The sequence below is a fragment of the Actinophytocola sp. genome, assembly GCF_036378875.1.
Taxonomy (GTDB): domain Bacteria; phylum Actinomycetota; class Actinomycetes; order Mycobacteriales; family Pseudonocardiaceae; genus Actinophytocola.
In genome coordinates, this window is the sequence record NZ_DASUVO010000174.1 from 199,900 (window position 1) to 217,307 (window position 17,408).

Sequence of the window (17,408 nt, forward strand, 5' to 3'; positions counted from 1 at the left end):
CCTTCTTTCCTGTGTCATGCACGGGCGAGCGTCGCCGCCTCGCGGATCAGCCACACGAGTTCGCCGCGCCGCAACGGGTTGACGCTCATCCAGCCGCGGTCGTCCTGACTCACCCGAACCCTCCCTCGTGGACTGTCCAACCAGGACAGCTCGAGTGGCCGTGAGACCGCCCCGCCTGACCTGCGGGTGACGCCGAGCTGGCCCCGGCCGATCAACGCCGGGATCAGGTCGACGAGCTGGTCGACCACGGCCTCGTCGCCGCCGTACTCACGGATCAGCTCGCGCACGCACCGCCGGGTGGCCGGGGTGTCGGCCGTGTTGCTGAGCAGCCGCAGGGTGTCGCCGACCACTCCGGGCGGAAGGGTGATCGGCATGGTCACCGCCGGCGCGGCGTTCGGGATCAGGGCGGCGAGCTCGTCGGCCAGCGCGGTCGCGGCGACCCGTCCGACCCGGACCGTGCCAGCCCGCTCGCCGCAGAGCGGCTGGTGGCACACCAGTGCCCGGTTCCCGTGGACGATGGCCACCACACCGGTGGCCGTGTCGGCGCCGAGCACCACCAGGTCGATCGCGCTCCGGTACTCACGCAACGCGGCGACCAGGTCGGCCGCCATCCCGATCGGCCCGTGCGCGGTGGCCAGACCGCGCTCGCACAGCACCTGACCCGCGTCGGCGAGCAACGCGTCCCGCTCGCCGACGAGCCGACCGAACGACGGCACCCGCAACGGAAACGGGAACCGCACACCGGCGTGCGTCGCGAGCAGATCCAGCTCGACCAGTCCAAAGTGGATTTCTTCGTCGGCGGTGGTCGCGATCATGCCCCACCCCGGTCGCCCGCCGCACGCGCCGCCGACTCGGCCTTCGCGTCCTGCTCGACGTAGGTGTCCCTGGCGTCGGACAGCGTCCGCTGGAACGCCGTCACCTCGCCCTGCGCCGCACGGACCTCGCCGGCCAGGCCGGACTGACCGGCCGCGTCACGCAGGCGCATGGCCAGGTGCACGGCCGGCGGCGCGGTGCCGAGCATCGGCAGCCGCTCGGCCAGCCGGCTCGCGGTCGCGACCAGGTCGCCGGTCAGGTCACCGAGCCTCGTCAGCGTCGTGATCCGCTCCTCGAGCAGGTCCGGCACGACGCGGTAACCCTCTGGTGTGCTCACTGCTTCTCACCCCCGATGACCTCGACGTAGTTCGGCATGTCCACGGCGAACAGGCCGTGGTCCACGGTGGGCAACCGGTTCTCGTGCGACTCGTCGTCGGCGCTCGCGGCACGCTGGCCACCCATCGGGGGCGGGTACATCCCGCCCTGCGCGGCCGCGCGGGCCGCCGCGGTCTCGGCGAGATGCGCGGCGGTCAGGCCGGGTCCGGTCATGCCGGACAGCGCGCCGACGCGGGCACCGATCCCGAGCGGCACGCTCCGGACCGGACCGGGACCACCGGAAACGCCGTCGGTGACCGCGCCATTGCCACCGCCGGCGCGGAGTCCGTCGACGGGACCGGCGCCGACGAGGCGCTGCCACGGCACGCCGGGACCGGCCTGGGCCTGTTCGGTGGCACCGGCCAGCGGAGGAGCCGCCGCGGGAACCGCGCCACGGGCGGTGCCGAGCATCTGGCTGCTGCTCGTCAGGCTGGACTCGTAGGTCTGCATGGCTCGCACGGCCTGCGCCTTCTGCTGGTCCTCGGCGACGCCGCCGACGTAGAAGCTGAACCCGCCACCGCCCACCGCGCCGAACGCGGTGCCCATGTCCGGCGTGGCCGAGCTGGTGGTCGTCGGTGCGGGGATCGCGGTCGGGGTGAACGCCGACTGCATGGACGCCAGGTAGGACTGCATCGACGACATGTACGTGTTCAGTGACGACATGGACGGCGTGGCCGGCGCCGGCGGCACGAACAGCGCCGGCATGTCGGGTGCCGTCGGTACGGCGTTGGTCATCGGCGTCGCAGGGTTGCCCGGTGGCGGCGGCATCATGGCCCGGGCGGTGGCCAGCGCGTCGGCGGCCTCCTGCGCGGCCTGCCCTCCCACGTGCGCCAGCTCGCTGATCTTCTCCACCCGGTCGGCCAGCTGTTCCAGCCGGCTGGCCGCCTCCTCAGCGCCGGGACCCTCCCAGCTGTCCCGCAGCGCCACACACTGCTCACGCAACACCTCGGCATGCGTGGCCAGCGCGACGCGGTGCTTGGCCCACTCCGTGGCGACCGTGCCGACATCGGCGACGTCGGCGTCCTGCCACAGCATCTGGTACAGCTCCTCGTGGCTGTAGGCCTCCCAGTTCACCCCGCCCTCGACCGGCGGCACCGGCCCGGCGAAGTACTCCTCCCACGCGTCTGACACCCCGAATCCCCTTTCCCCACAGGCCGGCCATCCCCGGCGGCCACATGGTTACCGGCGCGGGGCGAGCGGGGACAGGCAAACACGGCGGCCATATGTGGCCGGTGGCCCTGAGCTGGGCAAACGACTCAACGGCCGGCGCGGAAGACCTGCTTCAGATGATCTTGAAGGCGGGCGTGCCGGAACTGGTAGACCGCGCCGGCCCGGCGCAGCACGCCCCGCTGGTAGGCATCCTCGAGGAACTCCGGCAGCGACCAGGGCAGCCGTCCGTTCACCGGCAGCCATACGCGGGCGAACACGATCCAGGTGCCCCACGCGGTCAGGCTGGCCGCGCCGAGGGTGATCGCGAGGCCGAGGACCAGCCCGTAGGACAGGCCGTACGCCAACCCCAACCGTGGGCCGTGCAGCGCGCCGACCATGACCGCGTAGGCGAGGCAGGTCACCAACCCGAACGCGACCGCCTGGACCGCGACGGTCCGGCGGTTGGTGTTCAGCAGGTCCATGGGGCTCGCCGCCGAGCTGATGTCCACCGGCGCCTCGAAGTTGGCCAGCACACCCCAGACCAGCCCCCACAGCAAACCGAAGCCAAGCCCGAACAGCACGACGGTCTCGGTCGTGTCGCCGATCCGGCCGACGATCCAGAACGTCGCGCCGAGCTCACGCGCGATGCCGAGGCCGGCGCCGAGCCCCACCCCGATCGCGAGCCCGGTCACCAGCCTGCGCAGGACCGTCGAACGGCCGCGACGTGCCGCACGCAGCCGGATCCGCACCCGGGACGGCTCGAACACGGCGCCGCTGAACGCGAGCGAGGCACCGTGCGCGAGGCCGACGGTCATCGACAACGCGAGCGCCTCCAGCGGTCCGGCGGCGACCGCGGCGGACAGGCCGTTGGCGAGCCCGGAACCGGACGTGCCGACCCCGACGGTGTGGATCAGGCCGATGACGAGAGCGGCGGGAAGCCCGGCGGCGACGCCGAGCACCAGCCCGCTCACCACCATCCGCAGCCAGGCCGGCATCCGGTTGCCGAGCTGCCACCAGGCGAGGTCGTGCGTGCCGAGCCTGTCGAGGTGGTGGGCGAGGAAGCCGAGCCAGTGCTCGACGCGGTCCTCGTCGTGAGCGCGGCCGCCCGGCGGGTGCCGGTAGACGGCAGGGACGAACCCGCCAAGCAGGTGCCGCTCGATCGCCTCGCGGTCACCGAACCGGCCGGTGTCGAGCAGTTCGGCCGGGTCGTGGTCGGGGGTGTCGCTGTAGATCGTCCTGGCGAGGCTGACCATCAGCGGCGTGGTCAGCACGGCGGCGAGGTCACCGTCCGGATGGTCCCGCACCCGAGCCAGGACCGGTTCCCACACCGTGCCCGCACTGCCGCGCCGACGCGTCGTGCGGGGGAGGTAGTCGGCGAGGTCGGTCGCGACCAGGTCGGTGAGCACGACAGCTCCTGCGGAGGTCAGCACGTCGGTCGACTCGACCGCGGCGCGGTACTCGTCGACCCGGCTGGTCACCAGCAACGGCAGCGTGGTGGCGTTCAACGCGGCCAGCGCGGCCTGGTGCAGGCCGGCGGCGATCTCGTCGAACCCGTCCAGCACGGGCAGGATCCGGCCGGTCTCGACCAGTGCCGCGGCCAGTGTCGCCCCGGCGGGCCCTGGCGCGGCGAGCCCGGGGTGGTCACGCAGGAGCTGGTCGATCAGCCAGTCACGCAGTGGCGTCGTGCGGGGATGCCACGAGCCAACGCTGAAGATCACCGGCACCGGGTCGCCCGGCGCGCTGATGTCCAGCAGGCCGAGCACGAACCGCATGGTGAGGATCGTCTTGCCGGACCCGGCGCGGCCCAGCACCACCAGCCGACCGGACGGAATCCGCCGGTACACCTGGACGATCTGGTCGAGCTGACCGACCAGGTCGACCGGACGCGCGGTCTCGCCGTGCTCGGCCCTGCGGATGTTGCCCCAGGAGTCGATCAGCGCGGCGGGCGCCGGCTGCCAGCGGACCGGCAGCGGCACGGGGTCGTGGATCTGCCGCTGCTCCTCCTCCCGGCGCAGCCTCGTGCGCAGTTCGTAGGCGAGCAGGCCCGCGGCATCGGCCAGCTGATCCGGCACGGGAATCGGCGGAGGCTGACCACCCGCCGCGGCAAGGAGTTCGATCCGCTCGGTCGCGGTGAGGTCGAGCGCGTCCGCCAGCGCTTCCACCGTGCCGAGGCGAGGGTCGCCACGCTCGCCGGTCTCCAGTCCACGGACGGTGCGCACACCCAGCCCGGACTTCTCCGCCAGCCGCTCCTGGGTCAGTTCCGCCCGCAACCGAAACCGCCGCAACAGCGGGCCGAACTGGCTCGACACCTGCCCCCTCCCGGTCGTCCACCCGGGAACCAACCCTAGTGCCGGCCAACCTGGCGACCACCCACACCGGTGCGAAACGCCGCGAACCCTGGTGCACGGCGGGTGAGCGCGGTACAACCGGAGTATGTCCGAGCGCGTCGAGCGCAGAGACCCGCACGCCACGGTGATGCGTGAGCTGCTGGTGCGCTATCTCGACGCGTGGACACCGGCCGTGCTGCGGTCACACCGCCGCGCCACCTACATCGAGGCGGGTCGCGACGACTTCGCCGCGGCGGCACTGCGTGTGTTCGGCGAGTTCGCCGACCGTCTCGCCGGGCACGACCTCGATGTCGTGGTCGTGCGGGCCGAGCCGCTCACCGCCGCCCTCCAGGAGCTGAGCACACCGCCAGGGCTGGCGCTGCGGTCGGTCAAGGACCCCGCGGACCTGACGGTGACCGGGCCGCTGTTGGCACACCTCGACGTCGCCACCGGCGCGGTGGACGAACCAGCGGCGTGGCGGCTGGTCGCGACGCTGGCGCCGGGCAAGGCACGGGAAGTGCTGCTCACCCTGCCGCCGGCCACGGCCGAGGAGGTGACCGACCACCGCACACGGCTCCGCGCGGTGGGCCTGCCCTACGCGGTCGCGGTGGAACTGGCCGCCGACGACGGGCACGCACAGTTGCTGCTGTTCGCCACCGGCGACCACAAGCACCTCGTGACGTTCAAGAACGAACTCTGGGCCGCCGACGAGTTCGCCGGCATCCGCTACCGCGATCCCCGCGATCCCGAACACGCACTCGTCGACATCTCGATCAACCCGCAGCTACTGCCGCTACGCCGGGCCCTGCTGGACGAACTGGCCAGGCGAGGCACGTGCACGGTCGCCGACCTGCAACAGCACACCCTGCGGGAGACGATGTACCGGCCAGCCGACACCGTCGGGGTCCTGACGTCCGCGGCCTCGGCGGGCGCCATCACCCGCGAACCACCGAAGGGCCGCCTGTCCCCCCGCACGGTCGTGAGCCCCCGGCCCTAACACGAAACCGCGTCGACAGGCGGCGACACCGCTGGCAAAATCACGAAAATGCGGGCGTTGCGGGTCATCAAGGGCGACGCGACGAGCCCACAGTCCAAGGGACCGAAGATCATCGCTCACGTCTGCAACGATCTCGGTGGTTGGGGCAAGGGTTTCGTACTCGCAATCTCGAAGCGGTGGCCGGAACCGGAACGCGCCTACCGCGACTGGCATCGCGAGCGGGCCGGCAACGACTTCGGTCTCGGCGCGACCCAACTCGTCCAGGTGCGCCCCGACACGTGGGTGGCGAACATGGTCGCGCAGCGCGGAATGCGCACGGGCAGCAAGGGCCCACCCATCCGTTACGACGCCGTGGCGCAATGCCTGACCACACTCACGGACCACGCCCTGCGCCTCGCGGCGAGCGTCCACATGCCCCGAATCGGCTGCGGCATCGCGGGCGGCCGTTGGGAACGCGTCGAACCGCTGATCACCGAAACACTGCTGGCCCGCGACGTGCCGACGACCGTGTACGACCACGACTGACCCACGCCCCTTGTCCTGACAGCCTTCCTGACCTGGGGAATTCACCCACTGATGCTCGGCATGACGTTCGGCCCCAACCCGTTGGGACCGTGGACGGAATAGCCGAGGAGGCGGGCCACGGTCACCCCGTCTTCGGTAGCTGCCGTAGCGCGTTCTTGAGTTCCTCCTTGGGGTTGGTGGTTGTGAGCACGGCCGCGATTCTGTCGAGGGTGTCGATCGGGTCCTTGCCGGTGATGCGTGCGCCGTAGGCGGCGGCGACGGTCGGGGTGCGGCTTTCGGCGTAGGCGCAGTGCAGGAGCACGGTTTTGCCTTCGGCGCGCAGGTCCTCGATCAGGGTGGCGGTGTCCGACAGTACGGCGGGCAGGTTGTTGTTCGCGTCGGGCTTGTCGATCAGCCACACCTCGACGTGGTCGCGTGGGTCCACACCGGACAGTGGGACCTGGGCGGTGCCGAGCCGGCACATGCTGATCACGGCGTCGGCGATCCCGGGGCGGAGTGCCCACGCCGCGCCGAGCAGGACACCCGGGTCATCAGGATGGGCGACGGGCTCGACAGTGCCGTGGTAGTGCATGATTTCGCACTCGGGCCACCCGTGTTCGTCGCTGCCGCCCTGTGCGGTGACATAGGCGAGCCGGGTCAGGTCGCGGGTCCACAGGCCGGGCCAGCCGTGCAGCCCGCGGCGCCACTTGGCTGGGACGGCGCTGATGCCGTAGCGGGCGCCGAGCAGGGCGCCCGCGATCGCGGCGACGGTGTCGGTGTCGCCACCGCCTTTCACCGCCGCCTGCAAGCCTTCCTCGACGCTGGCGGCGTGCGTGACCGCGGCCCAGGCTCCCTGCAGCGCGGTCACCACCCACCCGTTGGGCACGAACCGGGCGGGGTCGGGGGCACGTTCGGCTTCCTCGATGAGCGTGGCCCACTGGGGGTCGACGTGGTCGAGACCGATCCGCACGTCCAGTTCGCCGGTGCGCACGGCGTGGTCGATGGCCAGGCACCACAGCACACACGCGTCCCCGGCCTGTGGATCGTGGTGGGTCAACGCGCTGACGGCACGGGCCGCCTCGGCGATGGCGTCGGTGTCACCGAGATGTGCGAGCGCTACCGGCGCGGTGCGCATCAGCGAGCCGTTGCCGGCGGTCTTGCCGGTTCGGGCATGCAACTCGGCGGCCAGCGTCCGCATGCGCTCCGCCAGACCTTCCTTCGGACTGCCCACCAGTCCACTGAGGACACGCCGGGTCTGGATCCCGATGTCGCTGGCTTCCGCGTACCAGCGCAGAAACCCGGCGGCGATCTCGTCCAGGGCCGTCTCGTCGCGCAGGTCGGCCCCCGTGGCGGCGACCTGGGCGATCACGCACGCCATCTCGGTGTCGTCGCTCCACTGCCCCGGCTCGTAGTCGCCCAGGCCGCCGCCCAGCATCTCCGCGGGTTCACCCGGGCCTGGCAGCGGCCGGCTGTGGGCCTCGTACGGCACGCCGAGAGCGTCCCCGGCCGCCGCACCCACCAGCGCGCCCACCGCTCGATCAAGCTGCTTCCCCTTGAGTCTCATCAGATCACTCCTCCAGCCACGAGTTCACGCCGCGGGTTGATCGCGACCGTGTGCACCGCTCGACCGCGCCACACCCGCACCGACATCACCACATACGGCGACCTCGCCCGCCCGCTCGCGCAAGGCCAGGGCCCGGCCGCGGCGTCATCGGGACCGCCGCCACCCGAGTGGCGAACCGGCGCGCCCGTCCGCTCCACCCGATCGGTCGCCGCGAGCAGAATGGGTGTCGGTGGCGGCGTTCGTACCGAGCGACCCGCTCCCACACCTCATGCTGCCCTTCGGCGGCACTCACCGCGACTGGGCGACCCACATGCACGTCGACGGACCTCCATTAGCGCAAGAGTGCGCTAACTCAATAAGAGCACATCTGCGCTAACCTGTCCACCGTGGAGTGGCGAGACAGCGCGGGTAAGCGGCTGCGCGACTACCCGCGCCCGTCGGTCGCGGTGGACGTCGCGGTGCTGACCGTCGATCCCGAGCAGGGTCTGATGGTCCTGCTGCACCAGCGTGACGAGACCTTCGCGACCGGCCGCTGGTCGCTGCCCGGCACGTTCGTCCGGGAACACGAACTGCTCCGCGACGCCGTCGGCCGCGCGCTGGACACCAAGGTCGGGGTGTCCGGCCGCGCGCCGCAGCAACTCCACGTCTTCGACGAGCTCGACCGGGACGACCGAGGCCGCGTGCTCAGCGTCGCCCACCTCGACCTCGTCGCCTTCGACCAGCTCGACACCTCGCGACGTCCCGGGTGCCTGCTCGCCCCCATCGACGGAACTCCGCCGCGCGCCGTCCTGCCGGACGACGGTCTCGCCTTCGACCACGACGAGATCGTCACCAGGGCGGTCCGGTCGACCAGGGCCGCCTACCAAGACCGACCCGACCCCCACCACCTCATCGGCGACGAGTTCACCCTCCGCGAGCTACACCGCCTGCACACCGCCGTCCTCGGCGACGACGTCCTCGCCAAGGACACCTTCCGGCGCCACATGCTGCCCCACCTCGTCGAAACCGGCCGGTACAGCGACGGCACGGTCGGCAAACCCGCCCGCCTGTTCCGACGCGCGAACCCCTGAGGCGATCACGACGAGACCACGTGCTCGACCGCGTGTGTCGGGCCAAGGAAGAGGAGTACCGAGCGGACGACGGGTTCGGCCGCGGCGTCGTGAATGGCGTGGGCGTAGACGCGGAGTTGGGTTTCGTACGCCGCGAGTGTGTCCGAGTCCGGGGCCGCGTCGGTTTTGTAGTCGACCAGTACGAGGCCGTCGTGGTCGCGGTACAGGAGGTCGACGTAGCCCTCGACCAGGGTGCCGTCGACGATCGTGCCGACGTAGGTCTCTCTCCAGTGTGGACTGCGGGCCGCGCGGGCGATGACCGTCGTGGTGAGGGCGGCGCGGACGGCGGCGGCGATGTCCGGGGCGGCGTCGACCACGCCTTCGGCGAGGGCCTGGGCCGCGGCGAGGTCGTCGATGCCCGCGCCGGTGGTGAGGTCGACGGTTTGCAGGACGGCGTGGACCGCGCGGCCGATGGCCGTCCCGTACCGGCCTTTGGCCCACGCGGGTAGTTCGAGGTCACGCGGTTTCTTGGCCAGGCCCTGGCACGCGAACGTCGGCAGTGGGGTCGCGGCGCGGCCGTGGGCGATGTCGGTGGCGGACTCGGCCTCCCGCACACGAGCGTGCGCCAGCGCGGCATCCCGGACGTCTGTCCATTCGCGCCACCCCAACAGCGGTGGCGCAGCTTGCCGGCCTGGCGGCGCGAGCGGCTCGACGAACGCCGGTGCGGTCCAGGTTTCGTGGGAGGCCCCGACGCATCCGTCGGCGAGGGTGGTGGCGGGGCACTCGCGGCTGCCGCGGTGCAGGGAGACGGCGAGGTGGTCCTTGGCGCGCGTGCACGCGACGTAGAGCAGCCGGACGTCCTCACAGTCCTCAATGGCCTGTTCGTGGTCGTCGGCCGCGGCGTAGCCCAGGGTTTGCAGGTTGGCGCCGAGGTTGAGCTCGCAGCCGCCGTCCGGCCACAGCACCGGTGGACGCCGGGGCGAGCCATGGCTGGACAGGCCGGTGAGGATGACGACGGGGAACTCCAAGCCCTTGGCGGCGTGGATGGTGGTGATCCGCACCGCCCGCGTGTCGGTCTCGTCCAGCACGGTCTCGGTGACCCGGGCGTTGTCGTCGGCCTGGCCGTCCGCCCAGCGCAGATACTCCCGCAGGGAGCCATGTTCGGCCTCCGACCACGCCCTGGCCTGGTCGACCACGAACCGCAGCCGTCGCCAGATCTCGCGGTAGCGGGGTGAGTCGGTGGCGGCCTCCAGCACCCGGCGCTTCTCGAGGATGTCCTCCAACAGCTCGGCGGGCGTGTGTCGGGACCGGGACCTGGCCCACCTCCGCAGTTGTGCGAGGCCGTCGGCGACGACACCGTCGTGAACCCGTGGGGCGAAGGGGTTCCACGACCCACCGGCCTGCTTCCAGCGCCAGAGGTCCACATCGGAGCAGGCGAACAGCGGGGTGCGCAGGGTGGTGACGATGGCGAGGTGGTCGGTGGGGTCGTCGACCGCGGCGGCGCAGAGCAGGAGCTGCCGCACCTCGGGTGCGGAGTAGACGAACGTGGCGGCCTCCGTCCGGTACGTCACCCCGGCCCGGTCCAACGCCTGTTCCAGTCCTGTGATCGAGGTGCGGGTCGGCGCCAGGATCGTGATGTCCGACAAGGACACCGGCCGCACTCCACCATCGTCGCGGACCGGCCAGCCCTCGCGGACCGCGCGGACCACCAGGCCGGCGACGTCATGTGCCTCCCGCTCCCGCAGGACGTCCGCCTTGGTTGCGTCGGTGTGTTGTTCGGCGCCGAGGACCACCACGTGCGGACCGGCCAGGGCCGGTGCGTCGGGTGGCGGGTGCAGTGGGAAGTAGGCGGGTTGGGCACTGGGTTTCTCGGTGATCAGGCGGGCGAAGACGTGGTTGAGCCACGCCAGCAACGGTGGCGTGGAGCGGAAGTTCGTGGTCAGCCGCAGCGGTTCGCCGAGCGTGTCGCGGGCGTCGAGGTAGGTGCCGATGTCGGCGCGGCGGAAGCGGTAGATCGACTGCTTGCCGTCGCCGACGAAGAACAACGCCCCCGGCGGCACGGGCACCGCGCGCCAGTCCTCGGCCTGCGTGATCGAGGTCGCCCCGGCGGCGATCCGGACGGCCAGCTCGATCTGGATGGGGTCGGTGTCCTGGGACTCGTCCAGCAGGATCCGTCGATACCGGCGGGACAGCTGTGCCCGGACGTCGGCGTGGTGGCGGACGAGCCGGCGGGCCAGCACCAGCAGGTCGTGGAACCGCAACCGTCCCGCGGCCGCCCGTCTCGTCGCGGCCTGCAGGGTGTCGGCGGCGATGGCGGGCAGCAGACAGCGCAGGATCCGGTCCACGGCCTGACCACGCAGCGCGGCACCGGCCTCCCGGACGGCACGGAACTCCTCCCTGATCTCGGCCACCACGGCCCTACCGCCCCAGTTGGCACCCTTGCCAACCGCACCGGCACTGGGCAGCTCCAACAGGAACGGCAGCAGGTCCGCCTGGTCCACATCGTCGGTGTCGGCCAGCCAGTGCGCCAGTTTGTCGAGCCGTGCCAACAGTTTGTCGCCGGGATCCCGACACTCCTGTCGCCGACCGGTCAACGCGGTGATCCGGGCGCGGAGCGGGGTGGCGTCGATGTGTGGGGCGGTTGGCCGCTCGGGCGAGAAGAGGCGTTCCTCGACGAGGTCCCAGTTGGCGTCCAGGTGCTGGGCCAGGGTTCGCAGGTGGTCGAGGGTGAGCCCGGCCGCGAAACCGAGCCGCAGCGCGGGCGCGATCAGCGGATCTCGCAACAACCGGGTCTGCGACTCGTCCCACTGGCGGTCGGCGGCGACGCGGGACGCGACCTCGTCGAGCACCTCGATCAACGGCGGCAGCCGGGCCTCGATCGGATGTTCGGTGAGGATCCTGCGTGCGAAGGAATGCAGGGTGCCGATCGCCGCACCGTCCACGTCCGCCGCCGCCACGCGCTGCCCGGCCTTGGCCAGCTCGGCTCGGGTCCGGTCCCGCAGCTCCTCGGCGGCCTTCTCGCTGAACGTCACCGCCGCGATGTCCCGCAACGAAATCCCGGACTCGACCAGGTCGACGATTCGTCGCACCAGCACGGTGGTCTTGCCCGATCCCGCGCCCGCCTCCACGAACAGCGTGTGGTCGAGGTCGGTGCGGATGCGCTCGCGAACCGCGTGGTCGGCCAGCATCAGCCATCCTCACACAGGAGGGTCCGCAAACCGGCGAGCTCGACCGCGCCGGCTTTCCGCTCCCACGCGGCGGCCACGCCTTCGTTGCCGTGTTCGCCGAGATCGCAGCCGGGGCACGCGAAGAGCGTGTTGGTGGCGGCGTTCCTCGCGCGTGCCAGGAAAACCCCGCCAGCGATGCCGTCGACCACGATCCGCAGCGCCTGCCGGACCCGGTCCAGCACCGGCGGGTCGATGACGTGCCCGATCCGCCGGAACCCGCCCAGCCGGGTGGCGAACCAGTACTCCGATCGCACCACCGTGTCCTGGTCACCGAAGTCGGCGCGAGCCGCCTGTGCGTACACGGCGAGCTGCAGCCGGTGGCCCCGGTCGCACGGGTCCTCCTCGACCCGCAGGTACCACTTCGCCTTGCCGGTCTTGTAGTCGGTCACGACCAGTGCCCCGTCGGTGGCGCGGTCGATCCGGTCGATCCGCCCTTTCAGCGCCAGAATCCGACCGTCCCCCAAGGGGAACTCCACGTGGTCGAAGCTCCACTCCGCGGCCACCGGCGTCAGCCCACCGCAGCACCGGCGTCGCTCGTCGTCCCGCGTCACGCTCTCGACCAGATCGGCGAGCATGGCTTGTCTGTCCAACTCCCACAGCAGACCGAAGCCGGTCACCCCTTCGGCCTCCGCACGGGCGAACCGCTCGTGCGCGACCTCGCTGAGCACCAGCCGGGAGCGCTCGGGCCACTGCTGCCCGGGGCCTGGCGCCCACCCCTCCGACACGGCCCGGCTCACCAGCCGCTCCAGCACGTCGTGCATCACCGTGCCGCGATCCAGCGCGGAGATCCGGACGACCTCTTCTGGCTGCCGCACGGGCGCCACCCGCAACAGATGCCGGAGGAAGTACCCGTGCGGGCACTGGACCCACGCCTCCAACGCCGTCGCCGACACCGCCACGCCATCGGTGGGATCCGGCAGCGTCTCCCCGGCGAGGTTCCCGTCGAACGCCGTGAACTCGCTCCCCGCCCGCGCCCGACGAGCCTCGATCGCCTTTGTCATCACCGGATCGCTGTCGAGCAGGTGCTCGACCACGGCACGTTGCCGCCACTCCTGCGGGGTCGCCGGACAGCATTCCCGTTCCACCGCCCCGGCGTACGACGGCACCCCGATCCGAGTTCTCGGGTTCAGCCAGCGGGACAGCATGCGCGTGCCGCCCTGCCGAAGGTCACCGCGCGGGAAGCTCACCATGCGCCCACCCGGCGGGGCCGCGGCGAGCGTGGCGAGCAACTGCCGGTGCTGACGGGCCACCCGCTCCCGCGCCGTCGGCAACGCGCCGTCGGTCAGCTCGCGCACCCGATCCGGCAGCAACGGATCCTCCGCCACGCGGGCAGGCAACAAGCCTTCCGCCGCACCGACGACGAACACCACGTCGAGGTCCTCTCCGACGCCCTCCGCCACCGGTCCCACGTGGACTCCCGTACCGGCCCGGCCCACCCGGTCGAGGTCGTCGGACAGCTCCACCTCGAGAAGCTCGCGCAACAGCGCCGGATCCGGTTCACCGGCGACGGCGTCCAAACCGGACAAGGAACCCAACGTGCTCGCGATCCTTTCCGCGGCACGACGTTCCTCCGGTGCCAGCGCGTCCCCGCCCAGCAGCGAAGACCACAGACGCAGCGCCGCGTCACCCATCTCCCGCCAGGACCTGGAGCAGTCCACTTCAGACAATCCGCGTCGAAGCTCGCCGACGAAGTCGAACAGCGAACGGGCGCTGTGCGTCTCCCGACCGGCACGGTCCACCTGCCACGGCTCCGCATCGGGATGATCGCCGAGCCACCGTTCCTGGTGCGCGGCGTAGTCCTTCAACCGGGTCCAGTCGTCACCCCGCACCACACCCGCCGCCCGGGACACCCGCTCCCACGCCGAACTCGGTACGCGGCCCTCCTCGTGCCACAGCGGCGCGTCGGTCACCAACCCCAACACCTCACCGCGACGGAAGTCGTTGCGTGCCAATGCCAACAGCCGCAGCACCGACCGCCCCAACCGCCCCTCCGCCGTCGGCCGCACACCGCGGCCGAACACCTCGACCCCCGCCCGCGCCAGGTGTTCGTGCACCAGACGGGCATACGGATCCGCAGCCCCGTAGAACACCCCGACCCGATGCCCGGGCCGGTCCACCAACGCCGAGACGACCCGTCGCACCACGTGACGCACCTCGTCGTCCGGGTCCGAGGCGTCCACCACGACGTCACCCACCGGTGAACGCGCCGCACCACCACAGTCGTGCACCCCGAGCGCGCGGCACACGGCCAGCGGCCCCGCGTCGGCCCGCGGCTCCCCCATCAGCCCCAGCACCAGCCGGAGGTCGGAAACCCGCGCCACCGCTCCCAGCAACGCGACCTCAGGCGGATCGAGGTCCTGTGGCAGGAACACCACCGCCGACCCGAACAGCTCGCTGTCCGCCGCGACCACGGCCGCGTCCAGCAGGTCCACCTCGTCGAAGAACCGGGCCTCGCACCGCCGCCGCACGAGCCGGTGCAGCCGGACGGTCTCCGCGGGCACCGCGTGCGCGGTCGCGGCGATCTTGTCCAACTGCTCCTCGGAAAGGACCCGCAGCCGCCGGTACGCCCGAGCCACCGCCCGTACCGTGCCGATGTGCTCCGCCACCGGCGTGAACATCCCGCGCTCGGTCCTCAACACGTGCCGCACCGCGGCCGCCAGCACCGGACCGGTGAGCGGACGGCGACCATCCCGCGCGAACGCGTCACCCACGAGGGTTTCCGCCAACCGACGCACGGTCAGCACCCGCAACGCGGCCACCCCGGGACGGCGGGGCGACAGTCCCCGAGCCAACGCCCGCCGGGCAGCCACCCCCACCCGCTCCCCCGGCACGACCAGCGTGACCGTCGCGAGTGGATCGTCCACTTTGGCGGCGGCGACGGCCTCGGCGAGCGACACGTACGCCGGCGCGCCATACGGCGTCGCCACTACCGTCACGCTCGGCATCCCACGTCTCTCTCACCCGTCGTTCGAACGACGGTGGAGAACGGGGAACCAAGGGGTGTCGAATCAGCCCGACATGACCGCCTTACAAACTAGATCCACCCGGCCATCGACGCACTCACCCACGACAGGTGAAGAGCGGTCGCACTCACGGAGCGGGGACTTCGCCGTGTGCGGCAAGCCATTCCAGGGCTTCCCGGACCGCCTGCAGTGAGCTGTACCGTGGCCGGTAGTCCAGCAGCCGCACCGCTTTCGCGATGCTGCTGTTCGGGCTGTGTGCGATGTGGTCCCACGTGGCGCCTGCGACGTCGGGTTCGACCGTGTCCCGCCACTGTTCCCACGGCAGGAACGCCAGGTCCGCCTCGCGCCCGTACCAGCCGGCCACGGCTTCCGCGTAGCCACGCAACGTCAGCGCGGCCGGCGACACCACGTGGAAGCTCTCCCCGACGGCCACCGACCGGTTGGCCATGGCCGCGGTGAACGACTGCGCGACGTCGTCCGCGTGCACGTGGTGCAGGGTCTCCATACCGAGGTTGGGCAGCACCACCTCCGCGCCCTCGGCGAGCCTGCGGTAGATGTCCAGCTCGAGGTTGCCAGCCGGGTTGATCGGCACCCACCCGGGCCCGCTGATGTGCCCCGGATGCAGCACGGTCGCCGGGAAACCGTTGCGCTGCGCCCGATCCAGCAGGTACGCCTCGATCGCGGCCTTCTGCACGCCGTAGTCGCCGAACGGGCGGCGCGGCGCCTGTTCGGTGGTCGGGACCTCCGCGCTGGGCCCGTGGACCCAGATCGTGCCGCAGTGCAGGAAGTGTCGCACGCGGCCGTCGAGCGCGTCGACGATCTGCCGCGCGCTGTCCAGCGTGAAGCAGATCAGGTCGATCACGACGTCCGGTTCGAGATCGCGGACGCGGGCGCCGAACGTGCCCGCCGCCTCCTCCTCGACCCGGTCCGCGACCACGGTCGTGACACGCGACCACGCCCCGTCCGACCGGTACGGGGTCGCCTTTCCCCTGGTCAGAACCGTCACCTCGTGCCCGGCCTCGACGAGCCGCGGCACGAGGTATCCGCCGATATGTCCGGTACCGCCGAGCACCATCACATGGGTCATGCCCCGATCGTGCTCAGCCGACGCCCGCGATGTCCAGCTCTCCGACCCGTTGGGCGCCTGCCGGAGGCGCCCAACGGCAGTCAGCTCTGCTGTGTCTGGTTGCGGAACACCAGGAGCTTCGGCTCCTTGGCGACGTAGTACTTGTCCACTTTGTACGCGATGGTGGCGAAGTCCAGCAGCCCGTCCTGGCCGCCGAAGTGGCCCGTCGCGATGCGGGCGGTGGACTCGGAGGAGATCCGCCACTTGGCGAAGATGCCTCGGGCCAGGTCGATCGCCTTGTAGTACATGACGCCCTGCCACGGGTAGGGGCCGCGCAGTGCCACCAGGAACTCGTCGTCGCCGTCGCCGTCGAAGTCGGCACAGACGACCTGGTGGCTGGGTCCCTCGCCCAGCTCGTTGGGGTCGCCGAAGACATCCAGCACCACACGACGCCACCGCGCCTGTGCGACGGGGATTCCTGGCGTGTCCTTGACGTACACGGCAACGGTGTTGCCGTGGAACGGCTCTGTGGCGGCGACGTACGCGAACGGGTCCGTGCCAACACGGCCGACGTTCACATCGCCACTGCCCTTGAACGTGGTCTGCTCGAACTGGCCGAGTTCGCCGGTGCCGATGAGGACGCGGTGCCATGAGCCCTGGTCGTGGTAGAGCCAGGTGACGCCCTCCTCGGAGGCGAGGATGATCGAGTCGCGTCGGGAGCCCGGAATGGCGTTCTTCACCAGCTCGGCGCCGTGGATCATGCGGAAGTGCGTGTCGTCGACGACGGTCTTGACCCACTCCGTGGCCGTCCTGACCTCGTTGAGGGGCGGTGAGGTGAACAGGACGACGGGGATCAGCCCGTGCACGTTCGTCAGACCGACGACCGGCACGCCCATGATCTCCAGCTTCTGATCCTGGGTGAGGTGCCCGACCCGCAGCCGGTGCATGCCGACCTCCCGGCCGACGTAGTGGCGGGCCCACCGCCGCTCGTACGCTTCGGGCCCCTCCCTGCCGGGGTTCTCCAGCCAGTCGATCTTTCCGCCGTCAGGGTCGGGATCGTTGATGCGGCCACCCTCGCCGTACAGCTCGTAACACACGACGAGGTCCGGGTGGTCGTCACCCTTGATGTTGGCGTAGTGGCCACCGACCGGCATGCGGATACCGTCCGCGACCAACCGCTTGGTCCACGCGTCGCCGGACGGGCCGGTCTCGTACCAGTAGAGCTCACCCAGCCGTAGCCCGTATCCGAACAGGTCCGGGGTGCCGTTGTTGTTGATGTCGGGCGCTTCGAGCCAGTAGCCGTCGTTCAGCTGGTCCGCCACGAGCACCTGTTCGAACTTCGGTTCCCTGATCTTGTCGATGTACGAGGTCATG

At 71.2% G+C, this 17,408-nt stretch carries 12 protein-coding genes; 3 read left to right on the top strand and 9 right to left on the bottom strand.

Going from position 1 to position 17,408, the window contains the following annotated elements; all coding sequences use genetic code 11:
• Positions 1-14 precede the first annotated feature (14 nt).
• The 4 genes from VF106_RS49605 to VF106_RS49620 form a co-directional block, all read right to left on the bottom strand.
• The gene (locus tag VF106_RS49605; protein WP_330847127.1) at positions 15-815 is read right to left on the bottom strand and encodes an ESX secretion-associated protein EspG; all 801 of its coding nucleotides are present in this window, start codon (positions 813-815) and stop codon (positions 15-17) included.
• Positions 812-1,150: a hypothetical protein gene (locus VF106_RS49610; RefSeq protein ID WP_330847128.1), complete on the bottom strand. Its 339-nt coding sequence runs from the start codon at positions 1,148-1,150 to the stop codon at positions 812-814. Before VF106_RS49610 ends, VF106_RS49605 begins: the two co-directional genes overlap by 4 nt.
• The gene (locus VF106_RS49615) at positions 1,147-2,319 is read right to left on the bottom strand and encodes a PPE domain-containing protein (RefSeq protein WP_330847129.1); all 1,173 of its coding nucleotides are present in this window, start codon (positions 2,317-2,319) and stop codon (positions 1,147-1,149) included. The genes VF106_RS49610 and VF106_RS49615 overlap by 4 nt, the downstream gene beginning before the upstream one ends.
• A 125-nt stretch (positions 2,320-2,444) precedes the next feature.
• Positions 2,445-4,646 (bottom strand): helix-turn-helix domain-containing protein, encoded by a 2,202-nt coding sequence (locus VF106_RS49620; protein ID WP_330847130.1) that lies wholly within the window; start codon positions 4,644-4,646, stop codon positions 2,445-2,447.
• Between the two features lie 124 nt (positions 4,647-4,770).
• Between VF106_RS49620 and VF106_RS49625 the strand changes: the two genes are divergently transcribed.
• Positions 4,771-5,661, top strand: coding sequence for a hypothetical protein (locus VF106_RS49625; protein WP_330847131.1), 891 nt, complete (start codon positions 4,771-4,773; stop codon positions 5,659-5,661).
• 48 nt (positions 5,662-5,709) lie between these two features.
• Positions 5,710-6,186: a macro domain-containing protein gene (locus VF106_RS49630; RefSeq protein WP_330847132.1), complete on the top strand. Its 477-nt coding sequence runs from the start codon at positions 5,710-5,712 to the stop codon at positions 6,184-6,186.
• Between the two features lie 121 nt (positions 6,187-6,307).
• Here VF106_RS49630 and VF106_RS49635 read toward each other — a convergent pair whose 3' ends face one another.
• Positions 6,308-7,729: an ADP-ribosylglycohydrolase family protein gene (locus VF106_RS49635; protein ID WP_330847133.1), complete on the bottom strand. Its 1,422-nt coding sequence runs from the start codon at positions 7,727-7,729 to the stop codon at positions 6,308-6,310.
• Between the two features lie 386 nt (positions 7,730-8,115).
• Here VF106_RS49635 and VF106_RS49640 point away from each other — a divergent pair, with 386 nt between their 5' ends.
• Positions 8,116-8,799: an NUDIX hydrolase gene (locus VF106_RS49640; RefSeq protein ID WP_330847134.1), complete on the top strand. Its 684-nt coding sequence runs from the start codon at positions 8,116-8,118 to the stop codon at positions 8,797-8,799.
• A gap of 5 nt (positions 8,800-8,804) precedes the next feature.
• On the opposite strand, the gene VF106_RS49645 is transcribed toward VF106_RS49640, so the two are convergent.
• The 4 genes from VF106_RS49645 to VF106_RS49660 form a co-directional block, all read right to left on the bottom strand.
• Positions 8,805-11,966, bottom strand: coding sequence for a UvrD-helicase domain-containing protein (locus tag VF106_RS49645; protein WP_330847136.1), 3,162 nt, complete (start codon positions 11,964-11,966; stop codon positions 8,805-8,807).
• The gene (locus tag VF106_RS49650) at positions 11,966-14,941 is read right to left on the bottom strand and encodes a PD-(D/E)XK nuclease family protein (RefSeq protein ID WP_330847137.1); all 2,976 of its coding nucleotides are present in this window, start codon (positions 14,939-14,941) and stop codon (positions 11,966-11,968) included. Before VF106_RS49650 ends, VF106_RS49645 begins: the two co-directional genes overlap by 1 nt.
• A gap of 154 nt (positions 14,942-15,095) precedes the next feature.
• Entirely contained in the window at positions 15,096-16,055 is a 960-nt protein-coding gene (locus tag VF106_RS49655) for an NAD-dependent epimerase/dehydratase family protein (RefSeq protein WP_330847138.1), read from the bottom strand.
• An 80-nt stretch (positions 16,056-16,135) separates the two neighbouring features.
• Positions 16,136-17,407 carry a hypothetical protein gene (locus tag VF106_RS49660; RefSeq protein ID WP_330847139.1) on the bottom strand — a complete coding sequence of 424 codons (1,272 nt, stop codon included), beginning with the start codon at positions 17,405-17,407 and terminating at the stop codon, positions 16,136-16,138.
• Between the last annotated feature and the right edge of the window lies 1 nt (position 17,408).

What these genes read in the sequence shown, in the direction of transcription:
- VF106_RS49660 (WP_330847139.1), bottom strand. Translation starts at nt 17,407, where the DNA reads ATGACCTCGTACATCGACAAGATCAGGGAACCGAAGTTCGAACAGGTG.
- VF106_RS49625 (WP_330847131.1), top strand. Translation starts at nt 4,771, where the DNA reads ATGTCCGAGCGCGTCGAGCGCAGAGACCCGCACGCCACGGTGATGCGT.
- VF106_RS49645 (WP_330847136.1), bottom strand. Translation starts at nt 11,966, where the DNA reads ATGCTGGCCGACCACGCGGTTCGCGAGCGCATCCGCACCGACCTCGAC.
- VF106_RS49655 (WP_330847138.1), bottom strand. Translation starts at nt 16,055, where the DNA reads ATGACCCATGTGATGGTGCTCGGCGGTACCGGACATATCGGCGGATAC.
- VF106_RS49635 (WP_330847133.1), bottom strand. Translation starts at nt 7,729, where the DNA reads ATGAGACTCAAGGGGAAGCAGCTTGATCGAGCGGTGGGCGCGCTGGTG.
- VF106_RS49605 (WP_330847127.1), bottom strand. Translation starts at nt 815, where the DNA reads ATGATCGCGACCACCGCCGACGAAGAAATCCACTTTGGACTGGTCGAG.
- VF106_RS49630 (WP_330847132.1), top strand. Translation starts at nt 5,710, where the DNA reads ATGCGGGCGTTGCGGGTCATCAAGGGCGACGCGACGAGCCCACAGTCC.